The sequence below is a fragment of the Pantoea sp. SGAir0418 genome (assembly GCF_043529865.1).
The window spans coordinates 2,095,492-2,113,665 of record NZ_CP027911.1 but is presented as its reverse complement, the minus strand read 5'-3'; the positions used below and the strand labels follow the sequence as shown (position 1 = coordinate 2,113,665).

The window sequence follows — 18,174 nt, the reverse complement described above, 5'->3', positions numbered from 1 at the left end:
GGAAAATAATGAAAAAACTGAACGCACTGTTTATCGCACTGGGCATGATCACCTCCGTGCAGGCGCTGGCGCAGGAGAGCCTGCGCTACGGTCTGGAGTCGCAATATCCGCCATTTGAAAGCCGCAACGCGCAGGGCGAGCTGGAGGGTTTTGACATCGAACTGGGCAAAGCCATCTGCCAGGTCGGCCATTTTGACTGCAAATGGGTTGAGAGCAGCTTTGATGCGCTGATCCCGGCGCTGCAGGCGAAAAAATTCGATGCGATTAACTCGGCGATGAACATCACCGAGGCGCGGGCGAAAAGTATCGACTTCACCAACCCGATCTACCGCATTCCTACCATGCTGATTGTGAAGCAGGGCGAGAAACTCGAGCCGACGGCGGCGTCGCTGAAAGGAAAAAATATCGGCGTGCTGCAGGGCTCAATCCAGGAAACCTACGCTAAAAAGCACTGGGAATCCCAGGGCGTGACGGTGACGTCGTATCAGGATCAGAACCAGGTGTACAACGACATGGTCGCTGGCCGTCTTGACGGTACGCTGGTGATGTCCGCCGCCGGTCAGTCTGGTTTCCTCGATAAGCCGCAGGGCAAAGGTTTCGCCTTCGCCGGTAAGCCGGTGGAAGACGACACCATTCTCGGTTCCGGCATTGGTTTCGGTCTGCGCAAAGGCGATAGCAAGCTGAAAGGTGAACTGGATGCGGCCATCGCCAAAGTCCAGGCCGACGGCACCGTGACTAAACTGGCGGCGAAATTCTTCCCGGGCATTGACGTCAGCGTCAGCAAATAAGCGGGTGTCAGCCTGACCGGCAGTTGCCGGTCAGGCAGTCTCAACGTTTCTCTGCAACCGCGCTTATCGGGCCGCCAGATAACAGAGCGCTTCCGCCACCTGATACGACTTCACAAATGACGGGATCGGCAGGAATTCAAAGCGCGAATGGAAATTGTGCGCGCCGGTGAAGAAATTCGGCGTCAGTAACCCTTTGGCCGACAGCGCAGACCCATCGGTGCCGCCGCGCATCGGAATCACTTTAGGTTCCACGCCCACCTGCTGCAGCGCAGCAAAAATCAGATCGATTGCCCGCCGGTCCTCACCTATCGCGTTACTGATGTTGCTATAGATATCATTGATCTTCAGCGCGACGTGACCAGTCGGATAGTGCGCGGCGATCTGATCGGCGACTTCCACCAGCTGCTGCTTCTTCGCATCAAAACCCTTTAAATCGAAATCGCGAATCGACGCTTTCAATACCGCCTGGCTGGCATTGGCCTGCATATCATTGAACCAGATATAGCCTTCGCGCCCGGCGGTATGTTCGGGCGTGGCAAGCCGGTCGAAGCGGGCGATGAAGTCGTGCGCCATAAGTAGCGGATTCACCAGCACGCCTTTGCCCGACATGGGATGCGCCGGCACGCCGGTGAAGGTAATTTCAGCGGAGGCGCCGTTGAAGCATTCATACACCACTTCGCCCAGCTCGCAGCAGTCGATGGTCCAGGCGAAACCGACGTTAAAGCGCGTCTCCAGGTCCAGCGCCTTGGCGCCGCGCAGGCCGATCTCTTCATCCGGCACAAACGCTACCACCACATCACCGTGCTCGCCACGCAGGTTCTCCACCAGCGTCATCACCACGCTGACTGCCGCTTTGTTGTCGGCCCCCAGCACGCTGGTGCCGTCGCTGAACACAATCTCCTGACCGACATACGGCAGGATTTCCGGATGCTCCGCCACCCGCAGCCAGATGTCCTGCTGCGCATTCAGACACAGATCCGCGCCCTCAAAGCGCAGGGTTTGCGGATGGATATCCGGGGATAGCCCGACATCCACGGTATCAATATGGGTGATAAAGCCTACGCGCGGGGCGCCAGGCCGGTTGCCCGGTTTCACGGCGGTCACCGTGGCATGCTGATCAATCACCACATCCTGCAGACCGAGATCGCGCAGCTCCTGCGCCAGCAGTTCCGCCATAGCGTGTTGCGACGGCGTACTGGGCAGCGTGCTGGATTTGGCATCGCTCTGGCTGGAAACCGCCAGATAACGGTAAAAACGCTGGGTCAGCTGACGGGCAAGTTGGTCTGTCATCACAATTCCTTATTAGCTTTGCGCCACTGGAGATACGCCAGACGGCTAAATCATGTTATTTATGAAATAAATACCGATGCTGGCTCATGGAAGTCAATAAAAAGCGAGAAGACGATGAAAAAGATGATAGGAAAACTGGCGCTTAGCGCACTGGGGTTAGCGGTTGCAGGCGGCGTCTCGGCGAAGACGCTGGTTTACTGTTCTGAAGGCTCGCCGGAGAACTTCAATCCGCAGCTCTACACCTCCGGTACCAGCGTGGACGCCAGCGCCGTGCCGATTTTTAACCGCCTGGTGGATTTCAAACCGGGCACCACCGAGCTGGTGCCCAGCCTGGCGGAGCGCTGGGAGATCAGCCCGGACGGCAAGGTGTATACCTTCCATCTGCGCAAAGGGGTTAAGTTCCAGAGCAATAAACTGTTTACGCCGTCGCGCGATCTCAACGCCGATGACGTGATCTTCTCGTTTATGCGCCAGCTCGATACGAAAAACCCGTATCACACCGTTTCGGGCGGTAACTATGCCAACTTTGAAAGCCTCGAGCTGGCAAAACTGATCACCCGTATCGATAAGGTGGATGATCTGACGGTGCGGATGACGCTGGCCCATGCCGAAGCGCCGTTTCTCGCCGATCTGGCGTGGTATTTCGCCTCGATTCACTCGGCGGAATATGCCGACCAGATGTTGAAAGCCGGTACGCCGGAAAAAGTGGATATGCAGCCGATTGGCACCGGACCGTTTGAGCTGGTGCAGTATCAAAAAGATTCCCGCATTCTCTACAAAGCCTTCCCGCAGTACTGGCAGGGCAAAGCCAAAATCGATCGGCTGGTGTTTTCCATCACCCCGGACGCCTCGGTGCGCTATGCCAAACTGGAGAAAAACGAGTGCCAGGTGATGCCGTTCCCTAATCCGGCCGATCTCGACAACATGCGCCACAACCCGAACATCACGCTGGAACAGAAATCTGGCCTCAACACCGGTTTCCTGTCGTTCAACACCACCAAAGCCCCGCTGGATAACGTGAAAGTGCGCCAGGCGCTGGCGATGGCCATCAATAAGCAGGCGATCATTGATGCCATCTTCAAAGGTACCGGCACGGTGGCGAAAAATATTCTGCCGCCGGATGTGTGGAGTGCAGATAAAGATCTGCAGGATTACGCCTACGATCCGCAACAGGCCAAAGCGCTGCTGCAGCAGGCCGGCATTCAGCCGGGCACCGAAATTTCGCTGTGGGCGATGCCGGTCCAGCGGCCGTATAATCCCAACGCCCGCCGCATGGCTGAGATGATTCAGGCCGACTGGGCAAAAGTGGGCATCAAAGCCAACATCGTCAGCTATGAGTGGGGCGAATACCTCAAGCGCGTTAAGGGCGGCGAGCATCAGGCGGCGCTGATGGGCTGGACCACCGCCACCGGCGATCCGGATAACTTCTTCGGGCCATTGTACAGCTGCACCTCGGCGAACGGCGGCTCCAACTCGTCCAAATGGTGCTATGCGCCGTTTGAGAAAATCATCACCGAGGCGCGCGCCGAGCAAAATCACGACAAGCGCGTGGCGTTATACCGTGAGGCGCAGGAGATGATGCATGACCAGATGCCGGCGGTAATGATTGCGCACTCAACGATTTTCGAGCCGGTGCGTAAATCGGTCAGCGGCTACCAGGTGGATCCGTTCGGCAAGCACATCTTCTATCCGGTGGATATCACGCCTTAATCGCAGCGGACAGCGCGCTGAGCTGCTGTTGCAGAAAGGTCAGAAACAGAGTCAGGGCGGCGCTACGGGGTCGCCCTGACTGCGTTTGCAGCTGCAGCGTACGCTGGCTCAGCTGATCGATATTGACCGCGCGCATCACCAGACCCTGCTGCTGGGCCTCTTCCGCCAGGGTAAAACTGCTGCAAATGGTCACCGCCAGCGGCGTGCGCAGTAGAAAATGAAACAGGGTGGAGAAGTTGTCGCAGGTCAGCACCGGTTCAATCAGGTGGCCACTCATGTGGCTGGCCAGCTCAAACAGCTGGCGTACCGTGGTGTTTTGCTGCGGTAGCGCCAGCGGATAGTGGCTAAGATCGGCCAGCGCCACCTGCGGCACGCCCGCCAGCGGATGGCTGTCATGCATCACCAGCAACACCGGCGCCGGCCATGAGCCCACCACCTCAACCGCACGTTCCGCGTGCAGGCTAAACTGCAATGCCACGTCGCACTCGCCGCTGCGCAACAGTTCAGCCACGCCCTGTGCGCTAGCCACCCGGACGTCAAACAGCACGCCGGGATGATCGCGGCGAAAGGCGGCAATCAGCCGGGGCAGCAGGGTAAACGCCAGCCCGTCGGTACAGGCGACACGAATCAGCGTGCGCCGCACCGCCTTCAGGCCTTTGATCTCCGCCAGCGCATACTCCATATCCAGCAGATTTTTGCGCACGTGATGGGCAAAAATCTCGCCGGCCTCGGTCAGCACCATGCCGCGCGCATGACGCGCAAACAGCGTCACGCCCAGCTGCTGCTCCAGCCGCTGGATCTGGCGGCTGATGGCAGAGACCGCCACAAACAGCTGGGCGCTGGCCGCGCTGAGCGAACCGCAATCGGCTACCGCGAGAAAATAACGCATTTCCGTGCTTAACATGCCATGGCCTCCGTCTGTGCCTGCCTCGAAATCGGGCAACGCAGCTTTGCTTTAAAGGCAAATCTTACTCGATAAATTGATAATTGTGGCAAAGCTGCCTTTCCGCAAAGATGAAAAAACAGCAGACCTATAACAGGCAGGGCAAACATGACAGCACAACAGGCGGTTCAGCAGGCCACCGCATATTTCGACAGCGGGGAATTTCAACGTATCCTGGCGCGCCGCGTGGCGTGGCGCACCGAGAGCCAGCGCGACGATCGCGATGCGGCGCTACAGGACTATTTGCAGCAGGAGATTGCGCCGCAACTGCAGGCGCTGGGCTTCACGCTACAGCTCATCGATAACCCACACGCCGCCGGCCGGCCATTCCTCGTGGCGGTGCGCATGGAAGAGCCCGCCTTACCGACCTTGCTGAGCTACGGGCACGGTGATGTGGTATTCGGCGATGACGAAAACTGGCGCAGCGGGCTGTCGCCGTGGCAGCTGACCGAAGAGGGTGATCGCTGGTACGGGCGTGGCAGCGCCGACAACAAAGGTCAACACTGCGTCAATCTTGCGGCGCTGGAGCAGGTTTACCAGGCGCGCGGCGGCCGTCTCGGCTTTAACTGCAAATGGCTGTTTGAGATGGGCGAAGAGATCAGCTCGCCGGGGCTGGCGCAGCTGTGTCAGCAGCAGGCGGAACTGTTGCAGGCTGACCTGTTCATTGCCTCAGACGGTCCGCGGCTCAACGCCGTGCGGCCGACGCTGTTCCTCGGTTCGCGCGGTGCGGTAAATTTCCGTCTGACCATCAACGCGCGTGACAATGCTTATCACTCCGGCAACTGGGGCGGACTGCTGAGCAATCCCGGCACCCGGCTGGCCAGCGCCATCGCCACGCTGGTGGACGCACAGGGCGTGCTGCAGGTTGAGGCGCTGCGGCCCGATTCGCTGACCCCGCAGGTGCGCGCCATTCTCAGCGATATCGAGGTGGGTGGCATGCCAGGCGATCCCGCGATTGACACCAACTGGGGCGAGCCAGGCCTGACGCCTGCCGAACGCCTGTACGGCTGGAACACGCTGGAAGTGCTGTCGTTTCTCACCGGTAACCCGGCGCGCCCGATGAATGCCATTCCCGGCAGCGCGACAGCGGTGTGCCAGCTGCGTTTTGTGGTCGGTACCGACTGGCAGCTGCTGGCGCAGCACGTCAGCGCGCATCTGGCGCAGCATGGCTTCCATGATGTTGAGGTTGAATTTTTGCGTGGTTCACCCGCCACGCGTCTCGATCCTGACGATCCGCTGGTGCACTGGGTGCTGAACAGCATGGCGGCAACCAGCGGCAAAAAACCGGCGCTGCTGCCCAACCTTGGTGGATCGCTGCCAAATGAGGTGTTCGCGGAGATTCTGGGCCTGCCAACGCTGTGGGTGCCACATTCGTATCCCGCCTGCGGTCAACATGGCGTGAATGAGCACATGCTGAAATCGATTGCCCGCGAAGGGCTGCAGATCATGACGCAGCTGCTGTGGGAGCTGGGCGAGCAGGGCACGGAATGGCTGGCGCAACACCGCGCCTATGCCGGAGGTGGCGCATGAGCAGCCTCAGCCATAGCGCGCCGCTGAGCGGCGTGAAGCCAAACCTGCACAAAACGCTGTTTGCGACCTGCATTGGTAATGCGCTGGAGTGGTTCGACATTGCGGTATATGGCTTCTTCGCCAGCTATATCGCCCACGCCTTCTTTCCCACCAGCGATGCGTCGGTCTCGCTGCTGCTGACCTTTGGCAGCTTCGGCGTCTCGTTCCTGATTCGCCCGCTGGGTGCGGTGGTGCTGGGCAACTATGCCGATCGCCACGGGCGTAAAAAAGCGCTGCTGCTCTCCATCAACCTGATGATGCTTGGCGGAGCCATCATCACGTTTATGCCGGGCTACGACAGCATCGGCCTGCTCGCGCCGCTGCTGATCCTGCTGGCGCGCCTGATACAGGGCTTTTCTGCCGGTGGCGAGTTTGGCAGCTCCACGGCGTTTCTGGTCGAGCATTTTCCCGAGCGCAAAGCCTTTATCGCCAGCTGGCAGTTCGCCACCCAGGGCGCCAGCACGCTAATGGCTTCGGCGTTTGGTCTCGGCCTGACGCAGATCCTGAGCGAAAGCCAGATTCAGGCGTGGGGCTGGCGTATTCCGTTTGCCTTCGGCCTGCTGATTGGCCCGCTCGGGCTGTATATCCGCCGCCACGTGCATGAGCCCGCCAGCTTTGCCGCACAGACGCCGGAAGCGGCCCCGCTGAAACGGCTGTTTGGCCGGCAAAAAGCGCTGATGCTGCTGGCGATTGGCCTGATGGTGATCTCAACGGCGGTCAACTACATGCTCAACTACGTGCCGACCTACGCAACTAAAAACCTGCATCTGCCGGGCTCGGTGGCCTTTACCGCCACGTTGCTGGCCGGAGTGATTCTGACGGTGGTGACGCCGCTGATGGGATGGTGGGCGGAGCGCATTGGCCGCCTGCCGCTAATGTGGGGATCGCTCATACTGCTGATGGTCACCATCTATCCGGCCTTTCGGCTGGTGGTCAATCACACCACGCCGGCCACGCTGATTGTGCTGGTATGCTGGATGGCGCTGCTGAAATCGATCTATTTTTCTACCGTACCCTCGGTGATGGCGGATCTGTTCCCGATTGGTACGCGCGCCAGCGGCATGGCCATCAGCTATAACATTGCGGTCACGGTGTTTGGCGGTTTTGCGCCGCTGATTTGCACGCTGCTGATCAGCGCTACCGGCACCAGTCTGGCGCCGGGCTACTACCTGATGGCGATGTCGCTCTTAAGCGGGGTAGCGCTGCTGCGCAGTCAGAAACGGATACGCTAAGTGGCAACCGGTGCGCGCACTGCGCACCGGTGTTTACGCATCAGGCAAACTGCAGATAGGCGACGTGCGTTTGCAGATACTCCTCCAGCCCGTGGCGGCCATCGGCACCGCCGATGCCGGATTTGCGCCAGCCGGCATGGAACCCCTGCATCGCTTCAAAATTTTCACGGTTAATGTAGGTTTCACCGAATTTCAGCCGGCGCAGCGCGATCATCGCGGTGTTCAGATCGCGGGTATACAGCGATGAGGTCAGGCCATAGTCGCAGTCGTTAGCCAGCGCGATGGCTTCATCCAGCGTGTTAAAGCGCATCACCGGCAGCACCGGGCCAAAAATCTCCTCACGCATGATCGCCATCTCCTGACGTACCCCGGTGATGATGGTTGGTTCAAAATAAAAGCCGCGTTCACCGGCACGTTTGCCACCCAGCACCACCTTGCCGCCCTGCGCAACGGCGCTGGCGACCTTTTGCCCGACGCGGTCGCACGCGGCTGCGCTAATCAGCGGCCCCATATCCACATCGGCCTGCTGCGCCGGATCGCCAAATTTCACCTGCTGCATCGCCCCGGTCAGGGCGCTGATAAAGCGATCGTAAATGCCGTCTTGCACATACACGCGCTCGGCGCAGTTACACACCTGACCGCTGTTAATAATGCGCGAACTGACGATAGCCCTGACGGCCAGATCGAGGTCGGCGTCGTCCATGACAATTGCCGGTGCTTTACCGCCCAACTCCAGCGACACTTTTGTCACATTCGGCGCCGCGGCGGCCATGGTGGCGATGCCGGCGTTGACGCTGCCGGTCAGGCTCACTAACCCGACTTTAGGATTGGCGGCCAGTTCCTGCCCCACCTCCGGGCCATAGCCGTAAACGATGTTAATTACCCCGGGCGGCAGGCCGAGGTCGTCGATAATGGCGGCGAACAGGGCTGCGTTGTTCGGGGTGATCTCACTCGGCTTCAGCACGATAGTGTTGCCGGTGATCAGCGCCGGTGCCGCTTTGCGCGCAATCAGGAAGAAGGGAAAATTCCACGGCAGAATGCCGGTGGTCACGCCAATCGCTTTCTTAAACACAAAGATGTTTTCGTTTGGGCGATCGCTGTTGACGATTTCCCCTTCGTAGCGTCGCGCCCATTCCGCCATGTAGTCGAGGTAGTCAGCGGTAAACAGCACTTCGGTTTGCGCCAGCGCCTGGGTTTTGCCGCCCTCCGCGACGAGGGTGGCGCTCAGCTCAGGCTCGCGCTGGCGAATTGCCGTGGCGATGCGGTGCAGCCAGTCGCCGCGCGTCACCGCCGGTAACGCTTCCCAGCCGGGCTGAGCGGCTTCTGCGGCGGCAATGGCTGCCGCCGCCTGCTGTTTGCTGCCCTGGGGCACGCGTGACAGCAGGGTCTCCGTCGCCGGGTTAATCACTTCAATCCAGCTATCGTTATGCGCCTCGACAAACGCGCCATTAATGTAGTGTTGATGATGAAGGGTCATGTGCAGGGGCTCCACGCTCGGTTTTGTTAAACTGATGTGAAGGAAGAGTGAAGCAGATGAACGCTGGCGACCTTTTTATCACTGCCAGCACCGGCAGGGCGCTGGCAATAGCGGCAAGAATCACGCGACCGACGCAGCATTCTGCGTCAGTGGACCGTTTCAGGAACCAGGCATCATGGCGCCGCTGGCAATAAACCAGACCAGAAAACTGACACCGGCAACAATAATGGCGATGGGGAACAGCAGACCGATTTTCATATGCATCCTGAGCGTTAGGCGAGCTGGATTAGCGCGCGGTGGGTTTTCATCATACTAAATAGCTGAAATTGTGTCGCGTCATCGACCTGACGCAGATGTTCGCCTTTCTGATACTGAATCTGATGCACATGGCCGAGCTGACGCCACACCACAATGGCTGACGCCAGCAGCGCGCAGTTCTCTTCACTCTGCACGCAGTCCAGCGTGGCGTAGTGGCAGCTATCTAAGCCATTAATGAACACATTCAGCGCCTCGGGCGGCACGATGGCGCGGATGTCATCCAGCATCACGCGGCTCACCGCCTGCGACAGCACCAGCGTTAACCGTTTGCTCTTCATCTCAATCCCTGGTTCCGATGATTTTTCCCACGTTATACGGATTTAACCCCGTCGGGGGAAGTGATTCGCGCAGCTTTGTGTGAGTGCCATGTTAAGCGGCGCGCTGGCAACAGATGAAAAACTGTGCCGATCAACACAACATAAATCAAAAATATGCCGAATAATAAGCAACTTAAAGAGTTTCCCCGGCATAACAGCGGCAAATGCGAATTTGTGATCCTTATGTTGCATACCCCCCCGATTTTGCCAGTCAGCCTGGCTTTACGGCAACCATCAAAAGGCTGAGTCCACGCAGTGCGCCATAGACTGCCACTAATCGGAAACCGCAGGTGTTTCCGTCTGGCCTCAACCTTACGAAGGAATAACAATGAACAGTGCCATTCTTGCAGGTATCTTCTGGCATCTGGTGGGTGCCGCCAGCGCCGCCTGTTTTTATGCTCCGTTTAAACAGGTTAAAAAGTGGTCATGGGAAACCATGTGGTCGGTCGGCGGCGTGATGTCGTGGCTGATTCTGCCCTGGGCAGTCAGTGCCGCGCTGTTACCGAACTTCTGGGCGTACTACAGCAGTTTCAGTTTATCGCAGCTGCTGCCGGTGTTTCTGTTCGGTGCCATGTGGGGCATCGGCAACATCAACTATGGCCTCACCATGCGCTATCTGGGGATGTCGATGGGGATTGGCATCTCCATTGGCATTACGCTGGTAGTGGGAACGCTGATGACGCCGCTGTTGCAGGGCCGATTTGTTGAACTGTTCAGCTCCGCCGGCGGCCGGATGACGCTGCTGGGCGTACTGGTTGCGCTGCTGGGTGTGGCGATTGTGTCACGTGCCGGACTGCTAAAGGAGCGGGCGCTGGGGATCAACGCCGAAGATTTTAACCTGAAGAAAGGCCTGGTGCTGGCGGTGCTGTGCGGCATCTTCTCTGCCGGCATGTCATTTGCCATGGATGCGGCGAAGCCGATGCATGAAGCCGCTGCCAGTCTGGGCATCAATCCGCTGTATGTGGCGTTGCCGAGTTACGTGGTGATTATGGGCGGTGGCGCGCTGATCAACCTCGCGTACTGCTTTATCCGCCTGGCGGTGAAGCCGGAGCTTTCGCTGCGCCGCGACTTTTCCGTGGCAAAACCGCTGCTGATCGCCAACATCGCCTTCGCCGTGCTGGGGGGAACCATGTGGTATCTGCAGTTCTTCTTTTATGCCTGGGGCCACGCAAAAATTCCTCCGCAGTACGACTTCGTAAGCTGGATGCTGCACATGAGCCTGTACGTGCTGTGCGGCGGCCTGGTGGGACTGGTGCTGAAGGAGTGGAAATCGGTGGGGCGTCGACCGGTGAGCGTGTTGTCGATTGGCTGCGTGGTTATCATTATCGCGGCAAACATTGTCGGTCTCGGTATGGCCGCCTGATAACGCTTAACACCGCACCGCCTGACGCGTCTCTGCGCGCGTCAGGCTTTTTCTTTGTCTGCCATCGGTTCGCGCGGCGACAAAAAACGCTGACGCCATGCGCTGGGCGTTAATCCGGTTTCGCGCGTAAACACCACGGAAAAGTAGTTGCTGTCATCAAACCCGCAGCGTGCCGCCACTTCGCTAATCAGACATGCCTGCGTGCGCAACAGATATTTTGCCTGACACAGCTGCAGCTGACGCAGGTAGTGGCCGATGGTCATGCCGGTTTGCTGACGGAACAGCTGTTTCAGCGACCGTTCGCTGAGCTGATTTTGCTGGCAGAAATGGGGCAGATCGAAGGGGCGGCTGATATCGCCGAGCAGCGCCGACATCAGCAGATCGAGCTGTTCGCCCTCCGGCAGCACCCATGGGCGATCGGCGGCGTAGCCGTGACGGCGCAATATCAGTGCCAGCTGCAAAAACAGTGCTTCCGACAGCTGAATCGATAGCGAATCGCTTTTGCGACTTTCGCGCTCCAGCTGGCTGATGACGCCGCGCGCCAGCGCCATGCCGCGCGTGGTCAGACGCCAGCTGGCGGGTGTCTCTTCATCCTGTGGCGGCAGCAGCTGCTGCCAGTCGAGCGCCAGGCTGAAGCGATCGCGGCAGTAGAGAATATTGTCGAGCGCCAGATCGTTGACGCTATCAAAGCTGTGGCAATCACTGTCACGAATGTAAAACACATCGCCGCAGGTGATCAGCCACGGCCGATCGTTGAGGATATGCAGGCCATTACCGCGCCAGACAATCACAATCTCGCTGAACTCATGCCGGTGCGGTGGGAAAGAGGGCTGCGGCATGCGTTCTGCCACTGCTATGGGCAAATTGCTGGCCGGGAAGTAATCCTCGCGCGTCAGTAACAGCGGCATGTCAGCCCTCCGGTTACCCCATCTGCTGGCGCGCCATGCGCGGCGCGCAGCCAAATTCCCGCCGGAACAGGGTGGAGAAGTGATTACTGTCACCAAACCCACACTGATAGGCGATGTCCGTGATGCGCATCTCGCTGTGGCGCAACAGGTGCCGCGCCTGCAATAAACGTAACCGATTGAGATAGCGCTGCGGCGTGCTGCCGGTCTGCTGCTTCATCTGGCGATGCAGGGTACGCAGCGACAAACAGAAGCGATCGGCCAGCGCTTCCCACGCAATCTCCTCACTGTAGTGCGCATTCAGCCAGTCCAGCAAGCGGTGCAGGCGGGCATCCTGGTCCTGCGCCTGATCGTTGTGCGCCGCCTCGCGCAGCAGCACCAGCAGTTGCAAAAAGTGCTGTTCCTGCTGCGCCTGACGTTCCAGCGACCAGCTGGCCGGCTGCTTCATCTGCGTCACCAGCTGCAGCGCCTGCGCCATCACTTTATGGTTAATTCGCCAGTGTGAAACATAGTGGCCGTCCTGTTCGCGCGGCAGCAGCGCCTGCAGGCCGGACAGGAAGCGGAACGCCGCCGGACTGCGATACAGCACATTCGTCAGGCACAGATTGTCGGTTTGCTCGTACAGATGGCGATCGTGATCGCGTACAAAACAGACGCAGCCGGCGCTGAGTGCCTGCGGCTGACCATTAAATACGTGGATGCCCGAGCCCTGTTCAACCAGCACAATTTCATGAAAATCATGGTGATGCTCCGGAAACGCCGACTGCGGCACACGTGGCTCAATGGCTATTGTGTAATCGCCTGCCGGAAAGAAATCAGCACTGTGTAATACCGTCATCATGCGCCCTCAGTTAACAAAACCGTAACCGAGTCTACGCAGCCGCCTGCCACCTTACCTTGAATTTTGCACCGGGCAGCGCAGGAAAATCGCCAATTATTCAAGATCGCCTAAGTGATTGATGGAATTGCGGCAAGGCTCACAACTCTGTCGTTATGCGGTTCTGTGAGCTCACTCACGAACACCTTTGCAAACCTGCCAGCGGTAATGACCCGCTGGCACTCGCGGGAAGGTGTCTGCGACGCAGGATTTCTACTCTGTCGCCATGTCTTCACAGGGAGTATCGCCATGAGTCTGCGTAATATTGTTGCCATCGATTTAGGCGCATCCAGTGGCCGCGTCATGCTGGCCAGCTGGCAGGCTGAACGTCAGCAGCTCAGCCTGCGCGAAGTGCGGCGTTTCGCCAACCCGCGCGTGCAGCGCGGCGATTATGACTGCTGGGACCTGGACCGCTTAGAGCAGGAGATCCGCGCCGGACTGCAGCAGCTGGATGAGGAGGGCATTGTGCCGGACAGCCTCGGCATTGATACCTGGGGCGTGGATCTGGTGCTGCTGGACGCGCACGGCGAGCGGGTGGGCGAAGCGGTCAGCTACCGTGATAAACGCACCGACGGCCTGATGGCCCAGGCGATGCGTGAACTCGGGAAACCGGCGCTCTATCAGCGCACCGGCATTCAGTTTCTGCCGTTCAACACGCTGTATCAGCTGCGCGCGCTGCATCTGCAGCAGCCGGACTGGCAGGCGCAGGTGAAGCACGCGTTGATGATTCCGGATTATCTGCACTATCGCCTGACCGGTGAACTCAACTGGGAATACACCAACGCCACCACCACCCAGCTGCTCAACATTCACAGCGGCGAATGGGATCGCGAGCTGCTGGCCTGGGCGGGCGCCGACGCCAGCTGGTTCGGCACGCCGCGTGCGCCGGGCAATACCGTCGGTTACTGGCGCAACGCAAGCGGCCAGCGCATTCCGGTGATCGCCGTCGCCACCCATGATACCGCCAGCGCGGTGCTGGCCACGCCGCTGGAGCAGGACGATGCTGCCTATCTGAGCTCCGGCACCTGGTCGCTGATCGGCATCGAAAGCCTGCAGCCCTGCGTCAGTGAGGCGGCGCTGCAGGCTAATCTGACCAATGAAGGCGGTGCGGAAGGCTATCGGGTGCTGAAAAACATCATGGGCCTGTGGCTGTTGCAGCAGGTGTGCAGCGAACTGCACATCAGCGATCTCACTGCGCTGATTGCCGACGCCGCGCGGGAACCGGCCTGCCGCGCCCTGATTCATCCTAATCATCACCGCTTCATTAATCCCGCCAGTATGGTGCAGGAGATCCAGAACGCCTGCGCCGAACAGGCGATGCCAGTGCCGCACAGCCCGGCGGCACTGGCGCGCACCATCTTTGACAGCCTGGCGCTGCTCTATTCTCAGACGCTGCAGGAGCTTAGCCACCTGCGCGACACTGCGCTGCGTCAGTTACATATCGTCGGTGGCGGTTGCCAGAATCCGCTACTTAACCAGCTGTGCGCCGATGCCTGCCAGCTGCCGGTGTTTGCCGGTCCGGTGGAAGCCTCGACGCTGGGCAACATCGGCTGCCAGCTGATCGCGCTGGGTGAGTTGCGCGACGTGGCCGATTTACGCCGCTGCATTCGCCACAATTTCCCGTTAGAAAAATTTATCCCGCTGAATCACAGCGTCTTTGCGGCCCATCAGGCTCGCTTTGCGGCGCTGAGCCTACCTGCTAAGGAACTTGCATATGACAAAGCTGATTGAACAGGCCTTTGAACTGGCCAGACAACGCTACGCCGCCATCGGGGTGGATGTGGAACAGGTGATGACACAACTGGATACCATTCCGGTGTCGATGCACTGCTGGCAGGGCGACGATGTGCGCGGGTTTGAGAATCCGCAGGGGGCGCTCACCGGCGGCATTCAGGCGACCGGCAACTATCCAGGGCGGGCGCGCAACGCGGTTGAGCTGCGTGCCGATCTCGACAAAGCGATGTCGCTGATACCCGGCGCCAAACGCCTCAACCTGCACGCCATCTACCTTGAGAGCGACCGCCCGGTAGAACGTGATGCGATTGAGCCGCAGCACTTCAGCAACTGGCTGGAGTGGGCGAAAAGCAGGCAGCTGGGGCTGGATTTTAACCCAACCTGTTTTTCTCATGCGCTCAGTGCAGACGGGTTTACGCTGTCGCATGCCGATACGGGCATTCGCCAGTTCTGGATCGACCACTGCACCGCCAGCCGCCGTATTTCCGCCTGGTTTGGCGAGCAGCTGGGCACGCCGTCAGTCATGAATATCTGGGTGCCGGACGGCATGAAAGATCTCACCGTCGATCGCCTCGCGCCGCGCCAGCGTCTCGCCAGCGCGCTGGATGAGATCATCCGTGAACCGCTGAATCCGCAGCACCACATTGATGCGGTGGAAAGCAAACTGTTTGGCATTGGCGCGGAGAGTTACACCGTGGGTTCCAGTGAGTTCTGCCTCGGTTACGCCACCAGCCGCCAGACCGCGCTGACGCTGGATGCCGGCCACTTCCATCCTACCGAAGTGATCTCCGACAAAATCTCCAGCGCCATGCTGTTTGTGCCGCGCCTGCTGTTGCACGTCAGCCGTCCGGTCCGCTGGGACAGCGATCACGTGGTGCTGCTGGATGATGAAACCCAGGCGATTGCCAGTGAGATCGCCCGTCAAAAGTTGTTCGACAGGGTGCACATCGGTCTCGACTTCTTCGATGCCTCGATCAACCGCATTGCCGCCTGGGTGATCGGCACGCGCAATACCCAAAAAGCCCTGTTGCGGGCGCTGCTGGAGCCGGGCGAACAGCTGCGTCAGCGGGAGCGTGATGGGGATTTCACCGCCCGGCTGGCGCTGCTTGAAGAGCAGAAATCGCTGCCGTGGCAGGCGGTATGGGAAGCGTGGTGCCTGCGCCACGATGTGCCAGCCGATGCCAGCTGGCTGAGCGAAGTCCGTCACTACGAACAACACGTGCTGCGTCAACGTTAAGGAATCGATTCATGCAAACAATTCTCTCCGCGTGGTTTGTGCGCGACATGGTTAAAGCCACCAGTGACATGTGGCTGAAAGGCTGGGATGAACGTAACGGCGGCAACGTCAGTCTGCGTCTGTTGCCGGAAGAGGTCAGCGCGTATGCCAGCGATTTTTATCCGGCACCGCGCTGTATTGAACTGAGCAAGCCGGCGCCCGCGCTGGCCAACGACTGGTTCCTGGTGACCGGCTCCGGAAAGTTCTTTCGCAACGTGCAGCTCGATCCGGCAAACAGTCTGGTGCTGCTGCAGGTGGATGACAAAGGGCTGTCGTACAAAATTCACTGGGGGCTCAGCAACGGAGGGCTGCCAACGTCCGAGCTGGCGGCGCACTTTCAGTCACACAGCGTACGCAAGGCACTGAGCCACGGCGCGGACCGGGTGATTATGCACTGTCACGCCACCCACTTTATGGCGCTCAGCTATGTGGTGGATCTGGATGCGGCGCGCTTTACCCGCCTGCTGTGGGAGGGCAGCACCGAGTGCCTGGTGGTGTTCCCCGATGGCGTCGGCATTTTGCCCTGGATGGTACCGGGTACCGATGGCATTGGTCAGGCGACGGCAGAAGCGATGGCCAGCCATAGCCTGGTGATGTGGCCTTTCCACGGAATCTTTGGCGCCGGACCGACGCTCGACGAAACCTTTGGTCTGATTGATACCGCTGAGAAGTCATCGCAGGTGGTGGTCATGGCGCTGTCGATGGGCGGCATTCGTCAGAGCATCACCACCGAACAGCTGATTGCGCTGGGCGAGCGCTTTAACGTGAAGCCGTGGCCGGCGGCGCTGCAGGCGGAGCGCAGTGATGTTGCGTAAAGCGTTCGTTATGCAAGTCTATGCGCACTGCCATGCGGAGTATCAGCGCCGTCACACGCCAATCTGGCCGGAGCTGGAACGGACGCTGAAAGCGCATGGCGCGCACAACTACGCGATCTGGCTGGATGCTGAACGCAACCTGCTGTTTGCCAGCGTCGAGGTTGAATCCGAAGCGCGCTGGCAGGCCGTGGCGCAAACTGAGGTGTGTCAGCGCTGGTGGGCGTCAATGCGTGACCTGATGCCATCAAATCCCGACAACAGCCCGGTGAGCAAAGCACTGCAGCCGATGTTTTTCCTGCCTTAGCCGGCCATGTCAGCAGCGGTGCCGTCAGGGGCGCCGCTGCCTGTGAAACGCATTAGCCGTTGGAGCGCAGCTGCGGATAACGGCGGAAAATAGCGATGCACCAGAACAGTCCCGCCAGGCCAATGATGGCGCCCACGTTGCCCACGTCTGCCATCTGCAGATGCAGACTGACCTGGTTACCGAGTAGCGCGCCAGCGCCGATGCCGATGTTATAAATACCGGAAAACAGCGACATGGCGACGTCGGTGGCGTCCGGTGCCAGCGATAGCACGCGCACCTGCATCGCCAGGCCGATCATCATCATTGCCATTCCCCAGATAATACACAGCACGGTAATCGCTGCCGGACGTACCGCAGCAAACACCAGCAGACCCATACACAGGGTAATCAGCGCAATGGCGGCGATCAGCAGCGCGGACGGGAATTTATTGCCCAGCGTGCTGAACAGAATGCTGCCCAGAATGCCGGCTGAGCCGAACAGCAGCAGTAACAGGGTGGTGAAGTTCTCATCGGCGCTGGCCACTACCTGCATAAACGGCTCAATATAGCTGTAAGCGGTGTAGTGCGCGGTCACCACGACGGTGACCAGAATGTACATCGCCACCAGCGCCGGACGGCGAAACAGCATCGGCACGCTGCTGAGTGAACCGGTGTGCTCACTCGGCAGGCGCGGCAATATCCGCACCAGCATAATCAGCAGTACCAGCGCTGACAGGCCGATCATACCAAAGGTGGTACGCCAGCCCAGATACTGACCCACAATACGACCAATCGGCACGCCCAGCACCATCGCCAGCGCCGTGCCCGTGGCCAGCATACTCAACGCCTGGGTTTTCTTGCCGGCCGGCGCAACGCGAATCGCCAGCGAGGCGGTGATCGACCAGAACACCGCGTGCGCCAGTGCAATGCCAATGCGCGACAGCACCAGCGACGTGAAATCCCACGCCACGGCCGATAACAGGTGGCTGGCAACAAACAGAATAAACAGGATGGCCAGCAGCAGGCGGCGCTCGACGTTGCGCGTCAGCAGCATTAACGGCAGCGATAGCAGCGCCACGACCCAGGCATAGATGGTCAGCATGATACCGACATCAGCGGTTTTCATTGCAAAGCTGCTGGCGATGTCCGACAGCAGGCCAACCGGCACAAATTCGGTGGTATTGAAGACAAAAGCAGCGATAGCCAGCAGCACCACGCGCAGCCAGGCTGTTTTTCGGGAAACGGTTGTTGATTGCATTGAATTCAAATCGGCTAAA

General features: G+C 59.5%; 17 protein-coding genes. 9 read left to right on the top strand and 8 right to left on the bottom strand.

Annotation, left to right across the window (positions count from 1 at the left end; all coding sequences use genetic code 11):
- Positions 1 to 8: 8 nt before the first annotated feature.
- Complete coding sequence (locus tag C1N84_RS09705; protein ID WP_021506096.1) at positions 9 to 788, top strand: transporter substrate-binding domain-containing protein; 780 nt, start codon at positions 9 to 11, stop codon at positions 786 to 788.
- Between the two features lie 63 nt (positions 789 to 851).
- Here the strand turns inward: C1N84_RS09705 and pepT are convergent, their stop codons facing one another.
- The gene (gene pepT / locus C1N84_RS09700; RefSeq protein WP_264441279.1) at positions 852 to 2,078 is read right to left on the bottom strand and encodes a peptidase T; all 1,227 of its coding nucleotides are present in this window, start codon (positions 2,076 to 2,078) and stop codon (positions 852 to 854) included.
- A gap of 114 nt (positions 2,079 to 2,192) precedes the next feature.
- Here pepT and C1N84_RS09695 point away from each other — a divergent pair, with 114 nt between their 5' ends.
- Positions 2,193 to 3,788 carry an ABC transporter substrate-binding protein gene (locus C1N84_RS09695; protein WP_264441278.1) on the top strand — a complete coding sequence of 532 codons (1,596 nt, stop codon included), beginning with the start codon at positions 2,193 to 2,195 and terminating at the stop codon, positions 3,786 to 3,788.
- On the opposite strand, the gene C1N84_RS09690 is transcribed toward C1N84_RS09695, so the two are convergent.
- Positions 3,778 to 4,692, bottom strand: coding sequence for a LysR family transcriptional regulator (locus tag C1N84_RS09690; protein WP_021506093.1), 915 nt, complete (start codon positions 4,690 to 4,692; stop codon positions 3,778 to 3,780). The genes C1N84_RS09695 and C1N84_RS09690 overlap by 11 nt on opposite strands.
- Positions 4,693 to 4,839: 147 nt before the next feature.
- On the opposite strand from C1N84_RS09690, the gene C1N84_RS09685 reads away from it, so the two are divergent.
- Together C1N84_RS09685 and C1N84_RS09680 are read left to right on the top strand one after the other, a co-directional pair.
- A complete protein-coding gene (locus C1N84_RS09685) occupies positions 4,840 to 6,261 on the top strand; it encodes a M20 family metallopeptidase (protein ID WP_264441277.1) in 1,422 nt (473 codons plus the stop codon).
- Complete coding sequence (locus C1N84_RS09680) at positions 6,258 to 7,532, top strand: MFS transporter (protein ID WP_125308757.1); 1,275 nt, start codon at positions 6,258 to 6,260, stop codon at positions 7,530 to 7,532. The genes C1N84_RS09685 and C1N84_RS09680 overlap by 4 nt, the downstream gene beginning before the upstream one ends.
- Before the next feature lie 40 nt (positions 7,533 to 7,572).
- On the opposite strand, the gene aldA is transcribed toward C1N84_RS09680, so the two are convergent.
- The 3 genes from aldA to C1N84_RS09665 form a co-directional block, all read right to left on the bottom strand.
- Positions 7,573 to 9,009, bottom strand: coding sequence for an aldehyde dehydrogenase (gene aldA, locus C1N84_RS09675; RefSeq protein ID WP_058769771.1), 1,437 nt, complete (start codon positions 9,007 to 9,009; stop codon positions 7,573 to 7,575).
- A 159-nt stretch (positions 9,010 to 9,168) separates the two neighbouring features.
- Positions 9,169 to 9,267, bottom strand: coding sequence for a YoaK family small membrane protein (locus C1N84_RS09670; RefSeq protein WP_021313714.1), 99 nt, complete (start codon positions 9,265 to 9,267; stop codon positions 9,169 to 9,171).
- Positions 9,268 to 9,281: 14 nt separating this feature from the next.
- A complete protein-coding gene (locus C1N84_RS09665; RefSeq protein ID WP_058769772.1) occupies positions 9,282 to 9,605 on the bottom strand; it encodes a hypothetical protein in 324 nt (107 codons plus the stop codon).
- 367 nt (positions 9,606 to 9,972) lie between these two features.
- Here C1N84_RS09665 and rhaT point away from each other — a divergent pair, with 367 nt between their 5' ends.
- A complete protein-coding gene (gene rhaT / locus C1N84_RS09660) occupies positions 9,973 to 11,007 on the top strand; it encodes an L-rhamnose/proton symporter RhaT (protein WP_264441273.1) in 1,035 nt (344 codons plus the stop codon).
- 41 nt (positions 11,008 to 11,048) lie between these two features.
- On the opposite strand, the gene rhaR is transcribed toward rhaT, so the two are convergent.
- Together rhaR and rhaS are read right to left on the bottom strand one after the other, a co-directional pair.
- Positions 11,049 to 11,915 carry an HTH-type transcriptional activator RhaR gene (gene rhaR / locus C1N84_RS09655; RefSeq protein ID WP_058758520.1) on the bottom strand — a complete coding sequence of 289 codons (867 nt, stop codon included), beginning with the start codon at positions 11,913 to 11,915 and terminating at the stop codon, positions 11,049 to 11,051.
- A 13-nt stretch (positions 11,916 to 11,928) separates the two neighbouring features.
- Positions 11,929 to 12,750, bottom strand: coding sequence for an HTH-type transcriptional activator RhaS (gene rhaS, locus C1N84_RS09650; RefSeq protein ID WP_211726262.1), 822 nt, complete (start codon positions 12,748 to 12,750; stop codon positions 11,929 to 11,931).
- Between the two features lie 288 nt (positions 12,751 to 13,038).
- Between rhaS and rhaB the strand changes: the two genes are divergently transcribed.
- From rhaB to rhaM, 4 genes are read left to right on the top strand one after another with little or no spacing between them, the layout of a single operon-like run.
- Positions 13,039 to 14,520 (top strand): rhamnulokinase, encoded by a 1,482-nt coding sequence (gene rhaB, locus C1N84_RS09645; RefSeq protein WP_264441272.1) that lies wholly within the window; start codon positions 13,039 to 13,041, stop codon positions 14,518 to 14,520.
- Entirely contained in the window at positions 14,504 to 15,760 is a 1,257-nt protein-coding gene (locus C1N84_RS09640) for an L-rhamnose isomerase (protein ID WP_264441271.1), read from the top strand. Before rhaB ends, C1N84_RS09640 begins: the two co-directional genes overlap by 17 nt.
- 11 nt (positions 15,761 to 15,771) lie before the next feature.
- Positions 15,772 to 16,614, top strand: coding sequence for a rhamnulose-1-phosphate aldolase (rhaD, locus tag C1N84_RS09635; RefSeq protein ID WP_264441270.1), 843 nt, complete (start codon positions 15,772 to 15,774; stop codon positions 16,612 to 16,614).
- Complete coding sequence (gene rhaM, locus C1N84_RS09630) at positions 16,604 to 16,918, top strand: L-rhamnose mutarotase (RefSeq protein WP_058769776.1); 315 nt, start codon at positions 16,604 to 16,606, stop codon at positions 16,916 to 16,918. Before rhaD ends, rhaM begins: the two co-directional genes overlap by 11 nt.
- Before the next feature lie 52 nt (positions 16,919 to 16,970).
- Here the strand turns inward: rhaM and C1N84_RS09625 are convergent, their stop codons facing one another.
- Complete coding sequence (locus C1N84_RS09625; RefSeq protein ID WP_031279126.1) at positions 16,971 to 18,155, bottom strand: sugar transporter; 1,185 nt, start codon at positions 18,153 to 18,155, stop codon at positions 16,971 to 16,973.
- Between the last annotated feature and the right edge of the window lie 19 nt (positions 18,156 to 18,174).